The following is a 16,525-nucleotide window of genomic DNA, read 5'->3' on the forward strand; positions in this document are numbered from 1 at the left end:
TTCCTTATGATTCAACTAAAAGTGGATTCTAAAAATTGTTCAATTTCTTCGATCAACTGGTCTTTTTCAAAATCATGACAGACCATATGCTTTGATTTCCTTAAAAAGACGAGCCGCTTCTTTTTCGACGAAATCGTCGTATATAAGTAGTCGGCACTCTTTTTTGGGATGATCCCATCCTGTTCACCTTGAATGATCAAGGTTGGTACGGTTACCTTTTTTAAATACGGGCGAATTCGTTTGACCGCCTGCATAAACTGAAAAACGGCTGTCATTGGGGTATCAGCAACCTTCTTGCTATAGCGCTGATAGAGGACATCATCCTGCAATTTGCCTTGCAGACGGAGTCGTACCGCTTGCTTTAAGTCTTGCAACAGCTGCTGTGGATTCATATAGTAAGCTGCTGCACTTAAGAGCACTAGCTTGTCTATCGGGTACTTGGCAGCGATATAGGAGGCGAGCATTCCCCCCATCGAAAAACCGATCACATAAACGGTCGAGCATCGCTTTAACAGTTCTTCGGCTGCCACCTCAGCCGCATAGACCCATTGTTTATATGTAACATCCTTTAGGTTGCCGTCCGGTCCGTGCCCAGGTAATGTTGGTGTATAAACAAGCCAGTTCTGCTTCTGTTTTTGAAAATAATCAGCAACTGGTTCGACTTCCCACGGTTCACCTGTGAACCCATGGAGACATAAGCAGCCTATCATTTTCCTCACCTAATTCCTATGCTATCTACTAGTTTACCCGTTTCTAGAAAAGATAAGCCTCTTTTGCAATGGTGAATTATCAACGTCCACGCCTCTATTTCCCTCATATTGACTGGAATGTTTATCCATCGCAATCGTACATAAGAAAAGCAGCAAGTTATTAAAACCTGCTGCTTTTTAAGCTCATATTTACCAACTGGTTTATAAAAAGAAGGCAACGGTAATCGACAGTACGAAAAAGAGTACGGCTAGAATAACCGTCAACTTACCTAAAAGAGCGTCAATTCCACGAGCTTTTTGTTTTCCGATTAATTGTTCAGCTCCACCAGAAATCGCTCCTGATAAACCAGCACTACGTCCTGATTGTAGCAAGACAACAACAATTAATGAGATTGAAACGATAACTAAAAGGACAAATGCCAACGTTTCCACGTCCTACACCTCCAAAGTGACAGTTCACACTAGTATTAATGTACCACAATCGGTGTATTCTCGCAACAAGCAGTGCTCGCATCACTCCGTCTCTTCATGCCCTTCTTGATCAAAAATGCTAGGATTGGGCATTTCCCGAGCGTCAACGTTAACCGTATTGGCTGGAGGTGCAAGCGGTGAGCGCGCTTCTGGATCACGAAGCAATGGCTCATGAATGTCTACACCAATCGCATCCTTTTCGATAGCGATCGTTTCAACGATCCGTTGCGCGATTTGCCGCCCTAGTCGAAGACCTTCTTCATTGTCGACTGGAAAATGCACGCCTGCATACAGTCGTGAGTTTGCACTGTCTGTTGCAATTTCATTCACTCGCTCGCGCTCAAGCGGGAAGAAGTAATTAATGATCGTTTGTGCACAACCGGCCACCGTTGCATGTCCAGAGGGATAAGTCGGATGTGTTGGTGTTTGGATCACTGTATGAAGAGAATCATCTAGATGTACGGGCCTAGCAATATCATACAAATATTTAAAATACCAGCAAACAACAAACGCATCATTGATCGCCGCTTGCAGGACACTCATGACCCGAGCTCCTGTTGCTGGTGCGAGTTGATAGCCATCGATAAGTCGGACGGCGACATCATTCCAAACTGTCATCGGTGAATGCTTATATTTTTCAGCTAATTTGCTCTCCTCTGCAGAACGCTTGTTTACCGTGTCTTGAACCTGTTCCAGCTGCCCGTTGAAGTCAATTCGATATGGATCTTTGATTTTCGGATTAAAAAAGTCGCCCCGTTTATCAAGAAGGAACGCCCCAAATATCCTCGCAAAATAAAACATCTTCCACGAGCCTGCATGAGGGGTAACGCCAGTTGTTGCTGCAAGCTCGGACCATCGTGGTGGTTGTATACTTTTCACCTTTCTCCCCTCCATCTCCAACACGTTTACTAATACGGTATGATGACGAGCTCGCAAGCGTTCCCCTACAGGGCTGGTATCAGGCTATTCTTCTTTTTTCAGTGTATTAAAAAGTCCCAGTGCTAAGGCAAAGGCGATCATCGTTCCCATTTCAGCTGCTCTTTGTCCTTCATCGCTCTTATGAAGGACATTTCACTCTCAGTTCAGCACCGTTTTGTCCTTCATCTCCCTTATGAAGGACATTCCACACTCGTTTCACCATCGTTTTGTCCTTCATCGCCCTTATGAAGGACATTCCACACTCGTTTCACCATCGTTTTGTCCTTCACCCCCTTATGAAGGACATTTCACTCTCAGTTCAGCACCGTTTTGTCCTTCATCTCCCTTATGAAGGACATTCCACACTCGTTTCACCATCGTTTTGTCCTTCATCGCCCTTTCACTTTCAGCACCGTTTTGTCCTTCATCTCCCTTATGAAGGACATTCCACACTCGTTTCACCATCGTTTTGTCCTTCATCGCCCCTATGAAGGACATTTCACTCTCGTTTCAGCACCGTTTTGTCCTTCATCTCCCTTATGAAGGACATTCCACTCTCAGTTCAGCACCGTTTTGTCCTTCATCTCCCTTATGAAGGACATTTCACACTCGTTTCAGCACCGTTTTGTCCTTCATCGCCCTTATGAAGGACATTCCACTCTCAGTTCAGCACCGTTTTGTCCTTCATCCCTCCTATGAAAGATAGCCTCCCTCGTTCCTGCAGCACGCTGCCCTTCGCAATGTAAAAAACCTCCTCGCTCATTTGAGCGAAGAGGTTTTTTATTACACTTATTTGTTTAAGTTATAGAACGCTTTGCGTCCGCCATATTGGCCAACGTTTGCTAGTTGGTCTTCAATACGTAGTAACTGGTTGTATTTTGCCACACGGTCCGTACGAGACGGTGCACCTGTTTTGATTTGGCCAGCATTTGTTGCTACTGCGATATCAGCAATTGTGCTGTCTTCTGTTTCACCAGAACGGTGAGAGATAACAGCTGTATATCCTGCACGCTTAGCCATTTCAATCGCATCAAATGTTTCCGTAAGTGTACCGATTTGGTTCACTTTGATTAGGATTGAGTTACCGATTCCTTTTTCAATACCTTCAGATAGCTTTTCTGTGTTCGTTACGAATAGGTCGTCACCAACAAGCTGTACTTTGTCTTGAAGAGCTTCAGTTAGCTTCTTCCAGCCATCCCAGTCGTTTTCATCTAAACCATCTTCAATTGAGATGATTGGATATTTTGAAACAAGGTCGCTGTAGAACTCAACCATTTCTTCAGATGTTTTGACAACACCTTCACCTTTAAGGTTGTATTTACCATCTTCGAAGATTTCAGAAGCCGCTGCATCCATTGCAAGAACAACTTCTTCACCTGGCTTGTAGCCAGCTTTTTCAATCGCTTCAACGATTGTTTGAAGTGCTTCTTCATTTGAGCTTAAGTTTGGTGCGAAACCACCTTCATCACCAACAGCTGTGTTGTAACCTTTTCCTTTAAGAACCGCTTTAAGGTTATGGAAAATTTCCGCACCCATACGAAGCGCACGTGTGAAGCTATCAGCACCAACTGGCATAACCATGAATTCTTGGATATCAACGTTGTTGTCTGCATGCTCCCCACCATTTAAAATGTTCATCATTGGTACTGGTAGTGTTTTTGCATTAAATCCGCCAAGGTATACGTATAATGGTAGATCAAGAGCGTCAGCTGCTGCACGAGCTACAGCCATAGATACACCTAGAATCGCATTTGCACCAAAGTTTCCTTTGTTATCTGTACCATCAAGCTCGATCATAAGCTCATCAATACCGATTTGATCAAGAGCGTCAAAGCCGATAAGTTCTGGAGCGATTTTTTCATTTACGTTATCAACTGCTTGAAGAACACCTTTACCCATGTAACGGTCGCCACCATCACGTAGTTCTACTGCTTCGTATTCACCAGTAGATGCACCACTTGGTACTAATGCGCGTCCCATTGCACCTGATTCAAGAAATACTTCTACTTCAACTGTTGGGTTCCCACGAGAGTCTAATACTTCGCGAGCATATACATCTGTAATAATTGTCATATTTGTTCATCTCCCTTTTCTTCACAAAATTTTTTGCAGTCGGTTATCCTTTTATAGCCTATAGAGAATTCGACAACTGTGACGAGTTTCCTCTGCTGTTATCGAATTGTGCATGTTTTATTAAAAACTATTTCACTAACGTCTTGCCTGTCATCTCTTTCGGTTGCTTTGCTCCTAGTAATGACAGTACGGTTGGTGATAAGTCAGCTAAAACGCCGCCTTCACGCAAGTCTAGTCCTTCTTTTGTAACGATGACTGGAACAGGGTTTGTCGTATGGGCCGTCATTGGCTTCCCTTCAAGTGTGATGACTTCATCAGCGTTTCCATGATCAGCTGTGATCACCGCTGAGCCACCTTTAGCAACGATCGCATCAACGACTTTTCCAAGACATTCGTCAACGGCTTCAACCGCTTTAATCGTTGGCTCTAGCATTCCAGAGTGCCCAACCATATCAGGGTTGGCGAAGTTCAAAATGATCGCATCATGTTTATCTGCTTCAATCTCACTTACGAGTGCATCTGTGACTTCATACGCACTCATCTCTGGTTGCAAGTCGTAAGTCGCGACTTTCGGTGAGTCAATCAGAATTCGCTCTTCACCTGGGAATTTCTCCTCACGACCACCACTAAAGAAGAAGGTCACGTGTGGATATTTTTCCGTTTCAGCAATTCTTAGCTGCTTGTAACCTTGTTGAGATAAAACTTCACCGAGCGTATTATCTAGGTTTGTCGGTTTAAAAGCAACAAAACCATCAACGGATTCACTAAAGTGTGTTAGACAAACATAGTGAATGTCTCTCGGATGTTGATCGCCACGATCGAAGCCACGGAAGTCTTCGTTCGTGAACACTTGTGACATTTGAATCGCACGGTCCGGACGGAAGTTAAAGAAAATGATCGCATCATCATCTTGGATCGTTCCAACTGGTGTGCCGTCCTCTTTTGTCATCACCGATGGAATCACGAATTCATCATGGATTTCATTTTTGTATGAATCCTCAAGCGCTTCAATCGGATCCTTATAATCAGGACCGTCACCGTAAACCATTGCACGATATGATTTTTCAACACGCTCCCAACGCTGGTCGCGATCCATCGCATAATAACGGCCGTGAATCGACGCGATTTCACCAACACCGAGATCTGCCACTTTTTCTTGTAAAGCACGGATGTACTCTTCGGCTGATGTCGGCCCAACATCACGACCATCTAAGAAGCCGTGAATGTAGAGGCGTTCAACCTTCTTCTCTGCTGCTAACTCAAGCAATGCAAACAGGTGATCAATATGACTATGTATCCCCCCATCAGAAAGAAGGCCGTACACATGAAGGCTGCTTTGCTTTTCTTTGACGTGTTTGATCGCATCTAAAAACGTCTCATTTTCAAAGAAACCACCTTCACGAATTGATTTGTTCACTCGCGTTAAGCTTTGATAAACAACGCGTCCAGCACCGATATTTAAGTGCCCAACTTCAGAGTTCCCCATTTGACCTTGTGGCAAACCAACCGCTTCACCGTCCGCTTTTAATTGCGTGTGCGGATAGGTGTTCCAATAACGATCGAAGTTTGGCTTTTTCGCTTGAGCGACCGCATTCCCTTCGCTCTCGCTACGGCAAGCAAAGCCATCAAGGATAATTAGTGCAACTGGTGCTTTACTCATTTTCCTGCCTCCAACAGCTGTAAAAATGAATCCGCTTCTAGGCTTGCACCACCAACAAGGGCACCGTCAATGTCAGATTGACCTAAATATTCCTTAATGTTAGCAGGCTTTACACTACCACCGTATTGAATGCGGACAGCGGCTGCTGCTTCTTCTGAGAATGTGTCGGCAACAACGGTACGGATGTAAGCACACGTTTCATTGGCTTCTTCTGCAGATGAAGATTTTCCAGTTCCAATCGCCCAAATTGGCTCATAAGCGATGACCGTTTGCTTCACTTGCTCTTCAGATAAGCCAGCAAGACCTTTTTCGACTTGGCCTTTAACGATATCATTTGTCTTACCCGCTTCACGCTCTTCAAGCGTTTCACCGCAGCACATAATTGGTACAAGCTTATGGTTGAAAGCGGCATGAACTTTTTTGTTTACTGTTTCATCTGTTTCAGCAAACATTTCGCGACGCTCAGAGTGACCTAAAATGACGTAGTCAACAGCTAAATCAGTTAGGGCAGCTGGGCTTGTTTCACCTGTGAAGGCACCACTGTCTTCAAAGTGCATGTTTTGTGCCCCAACTTTTAGGTCCGTTCCATTTGTTTGTTCAACTAAACGCTCTAAAAATAGCGCTGGTGCACAAACAACTGAATCCACTTGATCACTTGCTGGGACTTTGCCTTTCACTTCTTCTGCGAACGCTGTTGCTTCAGCAAGCGTTTTGTTCATTTTCCAGTTTCCTGCAATAATAGGTTTACGCATCATCGACACCTCTTCTCGAACTATTTATCATTTAAGGCAACAACACCTGGGAGTTCTTTGCCTTCCATAAATTCTAATGAAGCTCCGCCACCCGTTGAGATGTGGCTCATTTGCTCTGCTAGGTCAAATTTTTCAACAGCAGCTGCTGAGTCACCGCCACCGATCACCGTATAGCCTTCTGTGTCTGCAAGTGCTGTCGCAACTGATTTCGTTCCTGTCGCAAACGCTGGAATTTCAAAGACACCCATCGGCCCATTCCAAATGACAAGCTTCGAATCTAAAATCACGTTACGGTACTCATCAATCGTTTGTGGTCCAATATCCAGTGCTTCCCAATCGCTTGGAATTTCATCAATCGCTACGACCTGTGTATTTGCGTCGTTTGAGAAATCATCGGCAACGATGACATCCTTAGGCATGTAGAAGTTCACGCCTTTTTCTTTTGCTTTTTCCATAAATGATTTGGCAAGGTCAATCTTGTCTTCTTCTAACAATGATTTACCGACTTCATGGCCTTGTGCTTTGACGAATGTATAAGCAAGTCCACCACCGATAATCAAGTTGTCTACTTTCTCAAGAAGGTTTTCGATCACACCAATCTTATCTTTAACCTTCGCGCCACCAATAATCGCTGTAAATGGACGCTCTGGGCTAGATAACGCTTTCCCAAGCACTTCAAGCTCTTTTTCCATTAAGAGGCCTGCAACGGCTGGAACGTGGTGAGCAATACCTTCTGTCGATGCGTGCGCGCGGTGTGCCGCTCCAAATGCATCATTGACATAGACGTCAGCTAGGCTTGCAAATGCTTTAGCTAGTTCAGCATCATTCTTTTCTTCACCCGCTTCAAAGCGAACGTTTTCGATTAAGACAACATCGCCGTTGTCCATACCTGAAATCGCTTGTTCCACTTCAGCACCATAAACGTCGTCTGTTTTCGTTACTTCCTTGTTAAGCAAGTCACTTAAACGTTTTGCCACTGGATCAAGGCGTAGCTCTTCAACAACCTCACCTTTTGGACGACCAAGGTGACTTGCTAAGATGACCTTAGCTCCTTGCTCAACTAAGTACGTAATCGTTGGCAGCGCCGCACGAATACGAGTTTCGTCCGTTATTTCGCCTTCGCTCATTGGTACGTTAAAGTCGACACGGCAAAAGACTTTCTTTCCATTTAGGTCAATATCACGGATTGACTGTTTGTTCATCAGGATGCCCCCTCATGCGTTTAATTATCTTTACAGAAAAGGAAAGGGGAGTCAGAAAATAATTTGATACTTCCTCCTCCCCTTCCAAATTCATGCACTATATACGATTATAGTCCTTGTTTAGCAATATATTCAACTAAATCTACAACACGGTTTGAATATCCTGCTTCATTGTCATACCAAGAGATCACTTTAACCATGTTACCTTCCATAACCATAGTTGAAAGAGCATCAATTGTTGAAGAAGAAGGGTTACCATTGTAGTCACTAGAAACTAACGGCTCTTCAGAATAACCTAATACTCCTTTTAAATCACCTTCTGCAGCTTCTTTAAGTGCATTGTTAACATCTTCAGCTGTTACTTCTTTATCAAGTTCAGCAACTAAGTCAACAAGAGATACATTTGGTGTTGGTACACGCATCGCGCCACCGTTTAATTTACCTTTTAGCTCAGGTAGTACTAGTGCTACTGCTTTTGCTGCACCTGTTGTTGTAGGGATGATGTTCTCAGCAGCTGCACGAGCACGACGGTAATCTTTGTGTGGAAGGTCAAGAATTTGTTGGTCATTTGTGTATGAGTGAACTGTTGTCATCATACCGCGGCGAACACCAAACTTATCATTTAACACTTTTGCAAATGGTGCTAGACAGTTTGTTGTACAAGAAGCGTTTGAGATGACATGGTGGCTTCCTGCATCATACTGATCATGGTTAACACCCATAACAACTGTAATATCCTCATCACTTGCAGGTGCTGAGATGATAACTTTCTTCGCTCCAGCTTCAATGTGCTTCGCAGCGTCATCACGTTGTGTGAAGCGTCCAGTTGATTCAACGACAACTTCTACACCTAGGTTGCCCCATGGAAGTTGAGCTGGGTCACGCTCAGCAACAACTTTGATTTCTTTACCATTTACAACAAGGCTGTCACCATTTACTGAAATTTCTTCTTCAAGGTTCCCGTGAACCGTATCATATTTTAATAAATGCGCTAGCATTTCTGCATCTGTTAAATCATTAATTGCTACAACATCAACATTTGGGTTATTTAATGTTGCACGAAATACGTTTCTCCCAATACGACCAAAACCATTAATACCTACTTTTGTTGCCATAGTAAAACTCCTCCTTAGAATCATCAATTGCTATTTATTTTTGAAAAACTTTCCGATCGTTACGACTGTAACGAGGGAAGCAGTTCTTCATATCTGCAAAATTATTTTTACAGATTCAAAAGGGTAGTCTTTAGGGTTCCCCTTTAGTAACGTTTCTTATGTTTCTTGCAGAAGCGCCTTGGCACAAGCTTCATCTGTGATTAACACATCACTCGGTCGATGGTTCATAAATGACTCAATCGCACCCGCCTTGGACGCCCCGCCGGCAACGGAAATGACCGCGCGGCTATTTTCTACATCGTTGAGATGTAAACCAATCGTTCTCTCTCTGTGAATAATGTTTCCTGTTTTATCAAAATAATAACCAAAAGCTTCACCAACAGCATGATTTTCTTCAAGTTTTGCTAGAACAACATTTGAAGAATTTCGTCTATTGGCCATGGCAATAGCTTCCCCGATTCCGTGAATAACGATACGAGCAGACGTAATAATTTCTTGAACTTCCTTGACCGTCGGCTCTTGAATAAGCGATTGATACGTTTCTTCACTTAAATGATCCGGTACATGCAGGAGACGATAGTTTGCCCCTGCCTTCTTAGCCATCGTGGAACTAATCGTATTCGCTTGATTTTCGACCTGCTCACCAAGCCCACCGCGTGCCGGGACAAACGTTACTTCGTGGAGTTTCGGTCCAGGCGACATCATGTCAGCCACACGAGCAACGGTCGTTCCACCTGTTACGGCAACGACGTCGCCAGCGATCAGTTCATTTTTCAAATAACTGACACAAGCGAGTCCCATCTCTCTTTTTACAACTGGGTGTTGTTCACTATCACCTGGTACAACCGTTACATTCGCAACTTGCAATCGTTGCGCTAAACGTTGCTCTAAGTGCTTTAGACCGAGCACCTCTCTCATCACTTCTTCTAATCCGTCAAGGACGTGTGCACCATCATCGGTTAAACTCATGCCCGATGAGGCAAAATGAAGGAGCCCTTGCGCCTTTAGAAATTCTACTTCAGCCCGTAGGACACGTTCTGAGATTTCAACGCTTGAAGATAAGCTTCTCCTCCCAATCGGCTGCATTAAGCGAATGTACTGGAGAATCCGATAGCGCTTTGCCATCGTTTCAAGAGCATCTGGGATTAATTTTTTTTGGATGTCAAGTAACTGTCTCATAAAACCACCTATCCAAATCTTACCTACAGGGACTCGTTGCGTCCCTCATAGACATATTTCGTCCCGATCATTCCAAAAAAAAGATCAGTTCCTTATCTTCATTTTAATAGTAACAAGGAAATGACCTACACACAAGGGGAATTTACCCAATTTGCGAAAGTAATCGCTTTCTTATCTTTTCTTTCGACAAAATTCCATAATCGATATCTTCACCATCGACCGAAACAACCGGAATCATAATTTGATACTTTTCTAAAAGTGTATCGTCTTTGTAAATATCTACTTCTGTGATCTCTAACGGAATTTCCTTATTGATTTCTACCAAAACGGCAAGGCCTTTATCACATAATGAGCAATTTTCTTTTGAATAATACGTTATCTTTATTTTGTCCATACTTCCTCCAGTTATTCATATCGTTTCCGCTTTGATGAAGAAGGAATATTCATTTCATCGCGATACTTGGCGACAGCTCTACGCGAAATCGAAACATCTTTTTCTTCTTTTAACTGATTGACGATCTTCTGATCAGACAGTGGTTTCTGTTTATTTTCATTATCAATCATCGCTTTGATCATTTGTTTAATCGATTGAGACGATGAGGTAGTTGTATTATTTGCTTGAACACCTGAGGTAAAAAAGTATTTCAGTTCAAATAGCCCCTTTGGAGTTTGTACGTATTTCTGGGTTGTCGTCCGACTGACCGTTGATTCATGGACGTCAACTTTCTCAGCGATTTCTTTTAACGTTAGTGGTTTGAGCGCTTCGGTTCCATCCTCAAAGAACTCCTTTTGATGCTCAACAATCGCTTCAGTCACTTTGAAGAGTGTCTGCTGGCGCTGGTTGATGCTTTTTAACAGCCACATCATTTGCTGGTACTTCTGCTTTGCATACTTACTTGCTTCAGTTTCTGCATTTTCCTGAAGTAAATACTGATACTGACGATTCAATTTAATCGGCGGCAGCAAATCATCGTGTACCGTCACAACAAGTTCACCGTCTACCTTTTCGACACTCACATCAGGAACAATAAAACGTGTCGGTTCAGAATAAAAGTTAATCCCCGGACGCGGCTCCAGTGTTTGGATTAAATCATAGACGGATTGAACTTCCTGCATCGTAATCGATAGTTCCTTGGCTATCTGCTTCCACTTCTTCTCCGCTAATAATTCGAGATACTCTCCGACGACAATTTCGGCTAACGAATCACGCGCCGGCAGCTCTTGGAGTTGCAGTAGTAAGCATTCTCGAAGTGATCTTGCTCCAACACCAATTGGATCTAATTGCTGTAAAAGCAAGAGCCCCTCCTCCACCTCATCTTCTGACCGCCCCAATTCAATCGCAATATCTGCAAGTGAATGTTGGAAATAACCAGCTTCATCCACATGAAGCGCAAGGTAGGTAACCACTTCTCGCTCTTCATCACTACTATCAAGCAAGCGAATCTGTTCTAGCAAATGCTCGCGCAAACCACTCTCATCCTTGCTAATATGATCAAATGGTGAAAAATTCGGATCACCTTCATATGGCTTCGCATCTTCACTCACTGAGAAATCAACTTGTTTTTTCCACTCATCAAGGTCACGTCCATCTTTGATCTCCATCAGGGGGTTTTCTAACGCTTGTTCATGAATAAAAGCAGATAAATCAAGCGTCGAATATTGCAAAAGTGTAATCGCTTGACGCAATTCAGTTGTCATCACTAAGTTCATCGACTGCTTCTGATATAAGCCGAACTCCATATTCATAAAAATCTCCCCCTGCATACTAGAATACACTATGAGCGTTCACTCTGTTACGATCGTACTATTATAATGTCGCTACAACTCTCGACTGAAAGCGTTTTCCAGTACATATATACGTAAACGTGCCTCGTCTTCATGCCTGCTAATCTTTATTTTAATGAAACATGACACCATATGTAAAGAAGAAGGTTTTACCTAACAGACTTTTGGAGTTGGGTAGTTGGGTAGTTGGGTAGTCGGTTAGCTTTTAGGAAAACATCTGAACCTCTCTTGCCTACTCCCTCGAGCCACCCCATTCCCTAACCAACTAATTACTAACTACTAACCACTAACAAAAAAAACTGTCCCAACTAAATGACATCTACCTCTAGGTTCGAGGTTCTTGCCACGGTTGCGACAGCTCCTAACACGTTTTATATTCGATTGCTTAATTTCAACTTTTCTACTTCTATTATAGACGAGCTCACATATACTTGGAGTAAATAGATTTGACAACATTGCAAATATTCACTCCCCAGTTGATACATTCACGAACTACCGCTCTATTTTTCAAACCCATTTTCACATCAACGTTTAAATGGCTATAATTCGGTTATTATTAAAAGAGGGATTTTGTTAGGCTAAATCGAAATAGTTTAAAGAGGCGGACGTTCATATTGTTTGACCTTACTTGACCATTAAGTTATGATGGTACATAAGAAAACGTTAAGTTTAAAGGAGGACGTTACGAATGAATTTAATACCTACAGTTATTGAACAAACAAACCGTGGTGAAAGAGCCTATGATATTTACTCACGTCTATTAAAAGACCGCATTATTATGCTAGGAAGCGGTGTCGATGATAATGTCGCAAACTCAATCGTCGCTCAGCTTCTATTCCTAGCTGCCGAAGACCCTGAAAAAGATATTTCGCTATACATTAATAGCCCAGGTGGTTCGATCACAGCAGGGATGGCGATCTATGATACGATGCAATACATTAAGCCAAAAGTAAACACAATTTGCATCGGTATGGCTGCTTCAATGGGTGCTTTCCTATTAGCTGCTGGTGAACCTGGCAAACGCTTTGCGTTACCAAACAGTGAAGTGATGATTCACCAACCATTAGGTGGTACGCAAGGTCAAGCGTCTGACATCGAGATCCATGCGAAACGCATCATCCAAATGCGCGAGAAGCTAAACCAAATTCTTTCAGAGCGTACAGGTCAACCACTAGAAGTGATTGAGCGTGATACAGACCGTGATAACTTCATGACAGCAGCTGAAGCAAAAGAATACGGCTTAATTGATGATGTTATTTCACAAACATAATAAATGCAAGTAATTGCGTTCACAAAAGGCGATGTGATTTCTGCTCCAGCAGACTCCATCGCCCTTTTATTATCTGTGCCAAAACTTTGATTGATTTCCGCGGTTCACGTAAAAAACTTCGCAGCCATTCATTGCGAAGTTTTTTTGGTATCTATTCTTCTTTTTCGACGAAGTTGATTAATGCGTCCATTGCTTCCTCTTCATCATTACCTTCCGTCACGATGGTAACCTTTACACCAGAGCCGATGGCTAAGCTCATAATGCCCATGATACTTTTCGCATTCACCTTTTTCGTATCTTTTTCAATAAAAATATCCGAGCTAAAGCGGTTTGCCTCCTGGACAAACAATGCTGCCGGGCGTGCTTGTAAACCCGTCTTTAATTTCACTTCAACTTCCTTTTCTACCACCTAGATCTCCTCCATTCAAATTTATCATCACAGCAATTGTTCATTACTATTGTTTTCGTTTCGAAATAACGCGTTGGACAAGCATTCATTTACTTTCCTACCTTCACATCTTCACCGGAACGAATCTTCTCAGCTAATTCATCAAGCTTACGTAAGCGATGATTGACGCCGGATTTACTCACCTTCCCACCTGACATCATTTCACCGAGTTCCTTTAAAGTGACATCCTGATGCTTTAAACGAAGTTCAGCGATTTCGCGAAGTTTATCTGGTAGGTTGTTTAAACCGATTTCTTGTTCAACTAGCCGTATGTTTTCCACCTGCCGCAATGCAGCCCCAACCGTTTTATTCAGGTTAGCGGTTTCACAGTTAACGAGTCGATTAACTGAGTTACGCATATCTTTCATAATTCGTACATCTTCAAAGCGAAGCAGTGCTTGATGAGCCCCAATAATATTTAAGAACTCAGAAATCTTTTCACCCTCTTTTAAATACGTAATGAAACCTTTCTTACGCTCAAGCGGTTTCGCCTTTAAATCATATGCGTTCATTAATTCACAAAGAGACTGATTATGTTCCTCATATAAAGAGAAAATTTCGACATGATAAGACGATGTTTCTGGGTGGTTAATCGAACCACCTGCTAAAAAGGCTCCGCGTAAGTAGGCACGGCGGCAGCAGTTCTCCTTTATCATATGCGGTGAAATTTTTCGTATGAAAACAAACCCTTCCTCTTCTATAATATCTAAATTGACTAACAGTTGTCGTGCTTCATGCGAAATTCTCACTAAATAGACATTATTTTTTTTCAGACGCATCTTTTTACGAACCAAAAGCTCGACATGTGTATGATATAGCTTTTTGATCAGTGTATAAATACGCCTTGCAATCGCTGCATTTTCAGTTGATATATCTAACACGAGCTGCTGATTGCTAAACGACAGTGAACCATTCATGCGAATGAGGGCCGCCAGTTCAGCTTGTGCACAACAACCATCAGTTTCTAATTGGGTTAGCTCTTTTTTCGTCGTGGCAGCAAATGACACCTGCCTCACCTCTTTTACTATGATCTCAATTTAACTAGCTTTAACGGGTCATAAGTTACCACAGCAAACGCTCGTTGCTACCGCCTACAAGAGCGATAGCAGGGAGCTTGATACTTTCTTTGCATCATGACGCAATAAATAGCCTTCATAATGGACAAAATAATCTTTGATGACCTTGAGACCAAGTGACCGAATCGTTTCCTCATCATTGATCACCGGTTCAGCATCCTCTTGTGCATACCGCTCAATAATCGCTGATGGAATGTGATGATTATTAACTAACACAACGTCCAGTAACCCTTGACCAACATGATTCACGATTGACTGGACATGGTCTGACGCCTTATAACCATCTGTTTCCCCTGATTGTGTCATCGCGTTACAAATGTAAACTTTTTTTGCTTTCGCCTGTTTAATTGTTTCTGAAATCTGCGGGACTAACAAATTTGGGATCACACTCGTGTACAAGCTTCCCGGTCCAATCACGATCAGATCCGCTTCACGAATCGCCTGTAAACTATCCTCGAGCGGTGTGATTTGCTCAGGCGTTAAAAATACACGCTTAATTTGTTTTCCAACGAGCGGAATTTGCGATTCACCAGCCACGAGCGTCCCATCGGTCATTTCAGCATGGAGGCTAATGCTCGTATTCGCAGCAGGCAAGACTTTACCACGTACATTTAAGACACGACTTAATTCTGTTATCCCTTTTGCAAAATCACCTGTAATTGACGTCATTCCCGCAAGTAACAGGTTACCGAGCGAATGCCCAGATAAACCATTGCCATTTTCAAAGCGGTGTTGAAAAAGCTGTTCGACTAATGGTTCAACCTCAGAGAGAGCAACTAAAACGTTACGAACATCTCCTGGAGGCGGTATGTTTAATTCTTTTCTAAGTCGTCCGGAGCTCCCACCGTCATCTGCGACAGTGACGATTGCGGTAATATCAACCGAAAACGTCTTTAAACCACGAAGCAGAACAGACAGGCCAGTTCCTCCCCCGATGACGACAATCTTTTTATTATCCACTTATTTGCCCTTTCCCTTCTCGATATCACGGTGACTTACATGGATGACATAATCATCACTAAAAACATCACCAAAATATTCAGCAAGCGTGACCGAACGGTGCTTGCCGCCGGTACAGCCAATACCAATGACGACCTGGCTCTTACCTTCTCGTTTATATTGCGGCAACATATATTCAAGTAAGTCTTGAAGCTTCTCTAAAAATTGCTTCGTCTCAGACCATTTTAGTACATATGAAGAAACTTCGTCATCAAGCCCAGTTTTCGGACGCATATGGTCAATGTAATGCGGGTTTGGCAAAAACCGAACATCGAAGACAAGATCAGCATCAATTGGAACGCCATATTTAAATCCAAACGACATCACATTAACCGAAAATGGATGCTTTTCTGTTAACGAAAAGTTTTGGATGATTTTTTCTCGAAGTTGAATTGGTTTTAAGTCTGTCGTATCGATAATTTGTTGCGCTCTACCTTTTAGGTCTTCTAAAATCGCTCGCTCTTTTTGAATCCCTTCGAGCGGCAGGCCTTGCGACGCTAATGGATGAGAACGACGTGTTTCTTTATAGCGTCTAACGAGTGAAGCATCCTTAGCATCTAGGAAAAGAATGTGCGGCTTCAGCTTTGTCGTGTTACTCATTAGATCGATCGCTTCAAATAAGTGGTCAAAAAATTCACGGCCGCGTAAATCAATCACAAGCGCGACTTTATTCATTTTCCCACCTGAGTTTTCAATTAAATCGACAAACTTTGGTATTAATGCTGGTGGTAAATTATCGACACAGAAAAAGCCTAAATCCTCAAAGCTTTGGATCGCAACTGTTTTCCCCGCACCAGACATTCCGGTAATGATTACGATTTGAATATCCTCTTTTGCGTCTGTCATACAAACCACCCTTTTTTATTT

Annotated in this window: 17 protein-coding genes; 1 reads left to right on the forward strand and 16 read right to left on the reverse strand. The window is 42.7% G+C overall.

Annotated features, from left to right (window positions below; genetic code table 11):
• Positions 1–11 precede the first annotated feature (11 nt).
• From KH400_RS08760 to rpoN, 12 genes are all read right to left on the reverse strand, one after another.
• Positions 12–710 carry an alpha/beta hydrolase gene (locus KH400_RS08760; protein WP_217224003.1) on the reverse strand — a complete coding sequence of 233 codons (699 nt, stop codon included), beginning with the start codon at positions 708–710 and terminating at the stop codon, positions 12–14.
• A gap of 201 nt (positions 711–911) precedes the next feature.
• Positions 912–1,142, reverse strand: coding sequence for a preprotein translocase subunit SecG (secG, locus tag KH400_RS08765; RefSeq protein WP_217224004.1), 231 nt, complete (start codon positions 1,140–1,142; stop codon positions 912–914).
• A gap of 81 nt (positions 1,143–1,223) precedes the next feature.
• Positions 1,224–2,060, reverse strand: coding sequence for a vanadium-dependent haloperoxidase (locus KH400_RS26395; RefSeq protein WP_217224005.1), 837 nt, complete (start codon positions 2,058–2,060; stop codon positions 1,224–1,226).
• Positions 2,061–2,393: 333 nt separating this feature from the next.
• Entirely contained in the window at positions 2,394–2,564 is a 171-nt protein-coding gene (locus KH400_RS08775) for a hypothetical protein (RefSeq protein ID WP_217224066.1), read from the reverse strand.
• 324 nt (positions 2,565–2,888) lie between these two features.
• On the reverse strand, positions 2,889–4,172 hold the full coding sequence (eno, locus tag KH400_RS08780) for a phosphopyruvate hydratase (RefSeq protein WP_217224006.1): 1,284 nt from the start codon (positions 4,170–4,172) through the stop codon (positions 2,889–2,891).
• Positions 4,173–4,299: 127 nt separating this feature from the next.
• A complete protein-coding gene (gpmI, locus tag KH400_RS08785) occupies positions 4,300–5,832 on the reverse strand; it encodes a 2,3-bisphosphoglycerate-independent phosphoglycerate mutase (protein WP_217224007.1) in 1,533 nt (510 codons plus the stop codon).
• Positions 5,829–6,584, reverse strand: a complete 756-nt coding sequence (gene tpiA / locus KH400_RS08790; protein ID WP_217224061.1) for a triose-phosphate isomerase — start codon at positions 6,582–6,584, stop codon at positions 5,829–5,831. Before tpiA ends, gpmI begins: the two co-directional genes overlap by 4 nt.
• A gap of 20 nt (positions 6,585–6,604) precedes the next feature.
• The gene (locus tag KH400_RS08795) at positions 6,605–7,786 is read right to left on the reverse strand and encodes a phosphoglycerate kinase (protein WP_217224009.1); all 1,182 of its coding nucleotides are present in this window, start codon (positions 7,784–7,786) and stop codon (positions 6,605–6,607) included.
• A gap of 107 nt (positions 7,787–7,893) precedes the next feature.
• Entirely contained in the window at positions 7,894–8,901 is a 1,008-nt protein-coding gene (gene gap / locus KH400_RS08800; RefSeq protein ID WP_217224010.1) for a type I glyceraldehyde-3-phosphate dehydrogenase, read from the reverse strand.
• Positions 8,902–9,057: 156 nt separating this feature from the next.
• Entirely contained in the window at positions 9,058–10,080 is a 1,023-nt protein-coding gene (locus KH400_RS08805; protein WP_217224012.1) for a sugar-binding transcriptional regulator, read from the reverse strand.
• 142 nt (positions 10,081–10,222) lie between these two features.
• Positions 10,223–10,474: a glutaredoxin family protein gene (locus KH400_RS08810; protein ID WP_246589465.1), complete on the reverse strand. Its 252-nt coding sequence runs from the start codon at positions 10,472–10,474 to the stop codon at positions 10,223–10,225.
• Positions 10,475–10,485: 11 nt separating this feature from the next.
• Positions 10,486–11,826, reverse strand: a complete 1,341-nt coding sequence (rpoN, locus tag KH400_RS08815) for an RNA polymerase factor sigma-54 (protein WP_246589466.1) — start codon at positions 11,824–11,826, stop codon at positions 10,486–10,488.
• A 727-nt stretch (positions 11,827–12,553) separates the two neighbouring features.
• On the opposite strand from rpoN, the gene clpP reads away from it, so the two are divergent.
• Entirely contained in the window at positions 12,554–13,135 is a 582-nt protein-coding gene (clpP, locus tag KH400_RS08820; RefSeq protein ID WP_217224014.1) for an ATP-dependent Clp endopeptidase proteolytic subunit ClpP, read from the forward strand.
• Positions 13,136–13,286: 151 nt separating this feature from the next.
• Here the strand turns inward: clpP and KH400_RS08825 are convergent, their stop codons facing one another.
• The 4 genes from KH400_RS08825 to rapZ all read right to left on the reverse strand — a co-directional run bounded on the left by KH400_RS08825 (position 13,287) and on the right by rapZ (position 16,504).
• Positions 13,287–13,544, reverse strand: coding sequence for an HPr family phosphocarrier protein (locus tag KH400_RS08825; protein WP_217224015.1), 258 nt, complete (start codon positions 13,542–13,544; stop codon positions 13,287–13,289).
• 89 nt (positions 13,545–13,633) lie between these two features.
• Positions 13,634–14,590 (reverse strand): DNA-binding protein WhiA, encoded by a 957-nt coding sequence (whiA, locus tag KH400_RS08830; protein ID WP_217224017.1) that lies wholly within the window; start codon positions 14,588–14,590, stop codon positions 13,634–13,636.
• A gap of 84 nt (positions 14,591–14,674) precedes the next feature.
• The gene (gene mgfK / locus KH400_RS08835; RefSeq protein WP_217224019.1) at positions 14,675–15,619 is read right to left on the reverse strand and encodes a gluconeogenesis morphogenetic factor MgfK; all 945 of its coding nucleotides are present in this window, start codon (positions 15,617–15,619) and stop codon (positions 14,675–14,677) included.
• Complete coding sequence (gene rapZ / locus KH400_RS08840; RefSeq protein WP_217224020.1) at positions 15,620–16,504, reverse strand: RNase adapter RapZ; 885 nt, start codon at positions 16,502–16,504, stop codon at positions 15,620–15,622. It abuts the gene before it with no gap.
• Positions 16,505–16,525: the final 21 nt, after the last annotated feature.

This window comes from Desertibacillus haloalkaliphilus (genome assembly GCF_019039105.1).
Taxonomy (GTDB): domain Bacteria; phylum Bacillota; class Bacilli; order Bacillales; family KJ1-10-99; genus Desertibacillus; species Desertibacillus haloalkaliphilus.

Excerpts from the sequence above, each read along its gene's own strand:
- clpP (WP_217224014.1), top strand. The coding sequence starts at position 12,554 with ATGAATTTAATACCTACAGTTATTGAACAAACAAACCGTGGTGAAAGA.
- gpmI (WP_217224007.1), bottom strand. The coding sequence starts at position 5,832 with ATGAGTAAAGCACCAGTTGCACTAATTATCCTTGATGGCTTTGCTTGC.
- rapZ (WP_217224020.1), bottom strand. The coding sequence starts at position 16,504 with ATGACAGACGCAAAAGAGGATATTCAAATCGTAATCATTACCGGAATG.
- KH400_RS08810 (WP_246589465.1), bottom strand. The coding sequence starts at position 10,474 with ATGGACAAAATAAAGATAACGTATTATTCAAAAGAAAATTGCTCATTA.
- KH400_RS08760 (WP_217224003.1), bottom strand. The coding sequence starts at position 710 with ATGATAGGCTGCTTATGTCTCCATGGGTTCACAGGTGAACCGTGGGAA.
- rpoN (WP_246589466.1), bottom strand. The coding sequence starts at position 11,826 with ATGAATATGGAGTTCGGCTTATATCAGAAGCAGTCGATGAACTTAGTG.
- gap (WP_217224010.1), bottom strand. The coding sequence starts at position 8,901 with ATGGCAACAAAAGTAGGTATTAATGGTTTTGGTCGTATTGGGAGAAAC.
- tpiA (WP_217224061.1), bottom strand. The coding sequence starts at position 6,584 with ATGCGTAAACCTATTATTGCAGGAAACTGGAAAATGAACAAAACGCTT.
- KH400_RS08775 (WP_217224066.1), bottom strand. The coding sequence starts at position 2,564 with ATGGTGAAACGAGTGTGGAATGTCCTTCATAAGGGAGATGAAGGACAA.
- KH400_RS08805 (WP_217224012.1), bottom strand. The coding sequence starts at position 10,080 with ATGAGACAGTTACTTGACATCCAAAAAAAATTAATCCCAGATGCTCTT.
- KH400_RS08795 (WP_217224009.1), bottom strand. The coding sequence starts at position 7,786 with ATGAACAAACAGTCAATCCGTGATATTGACCTAAATGGAAAGAAAGTC.
- eno (WP_217224006.1), bottom strand. The coding sequence starts at position 4,172 with ATGACAATTATTACAGATGTATATGCTCGCGAAGTATTAGACTCTCGT.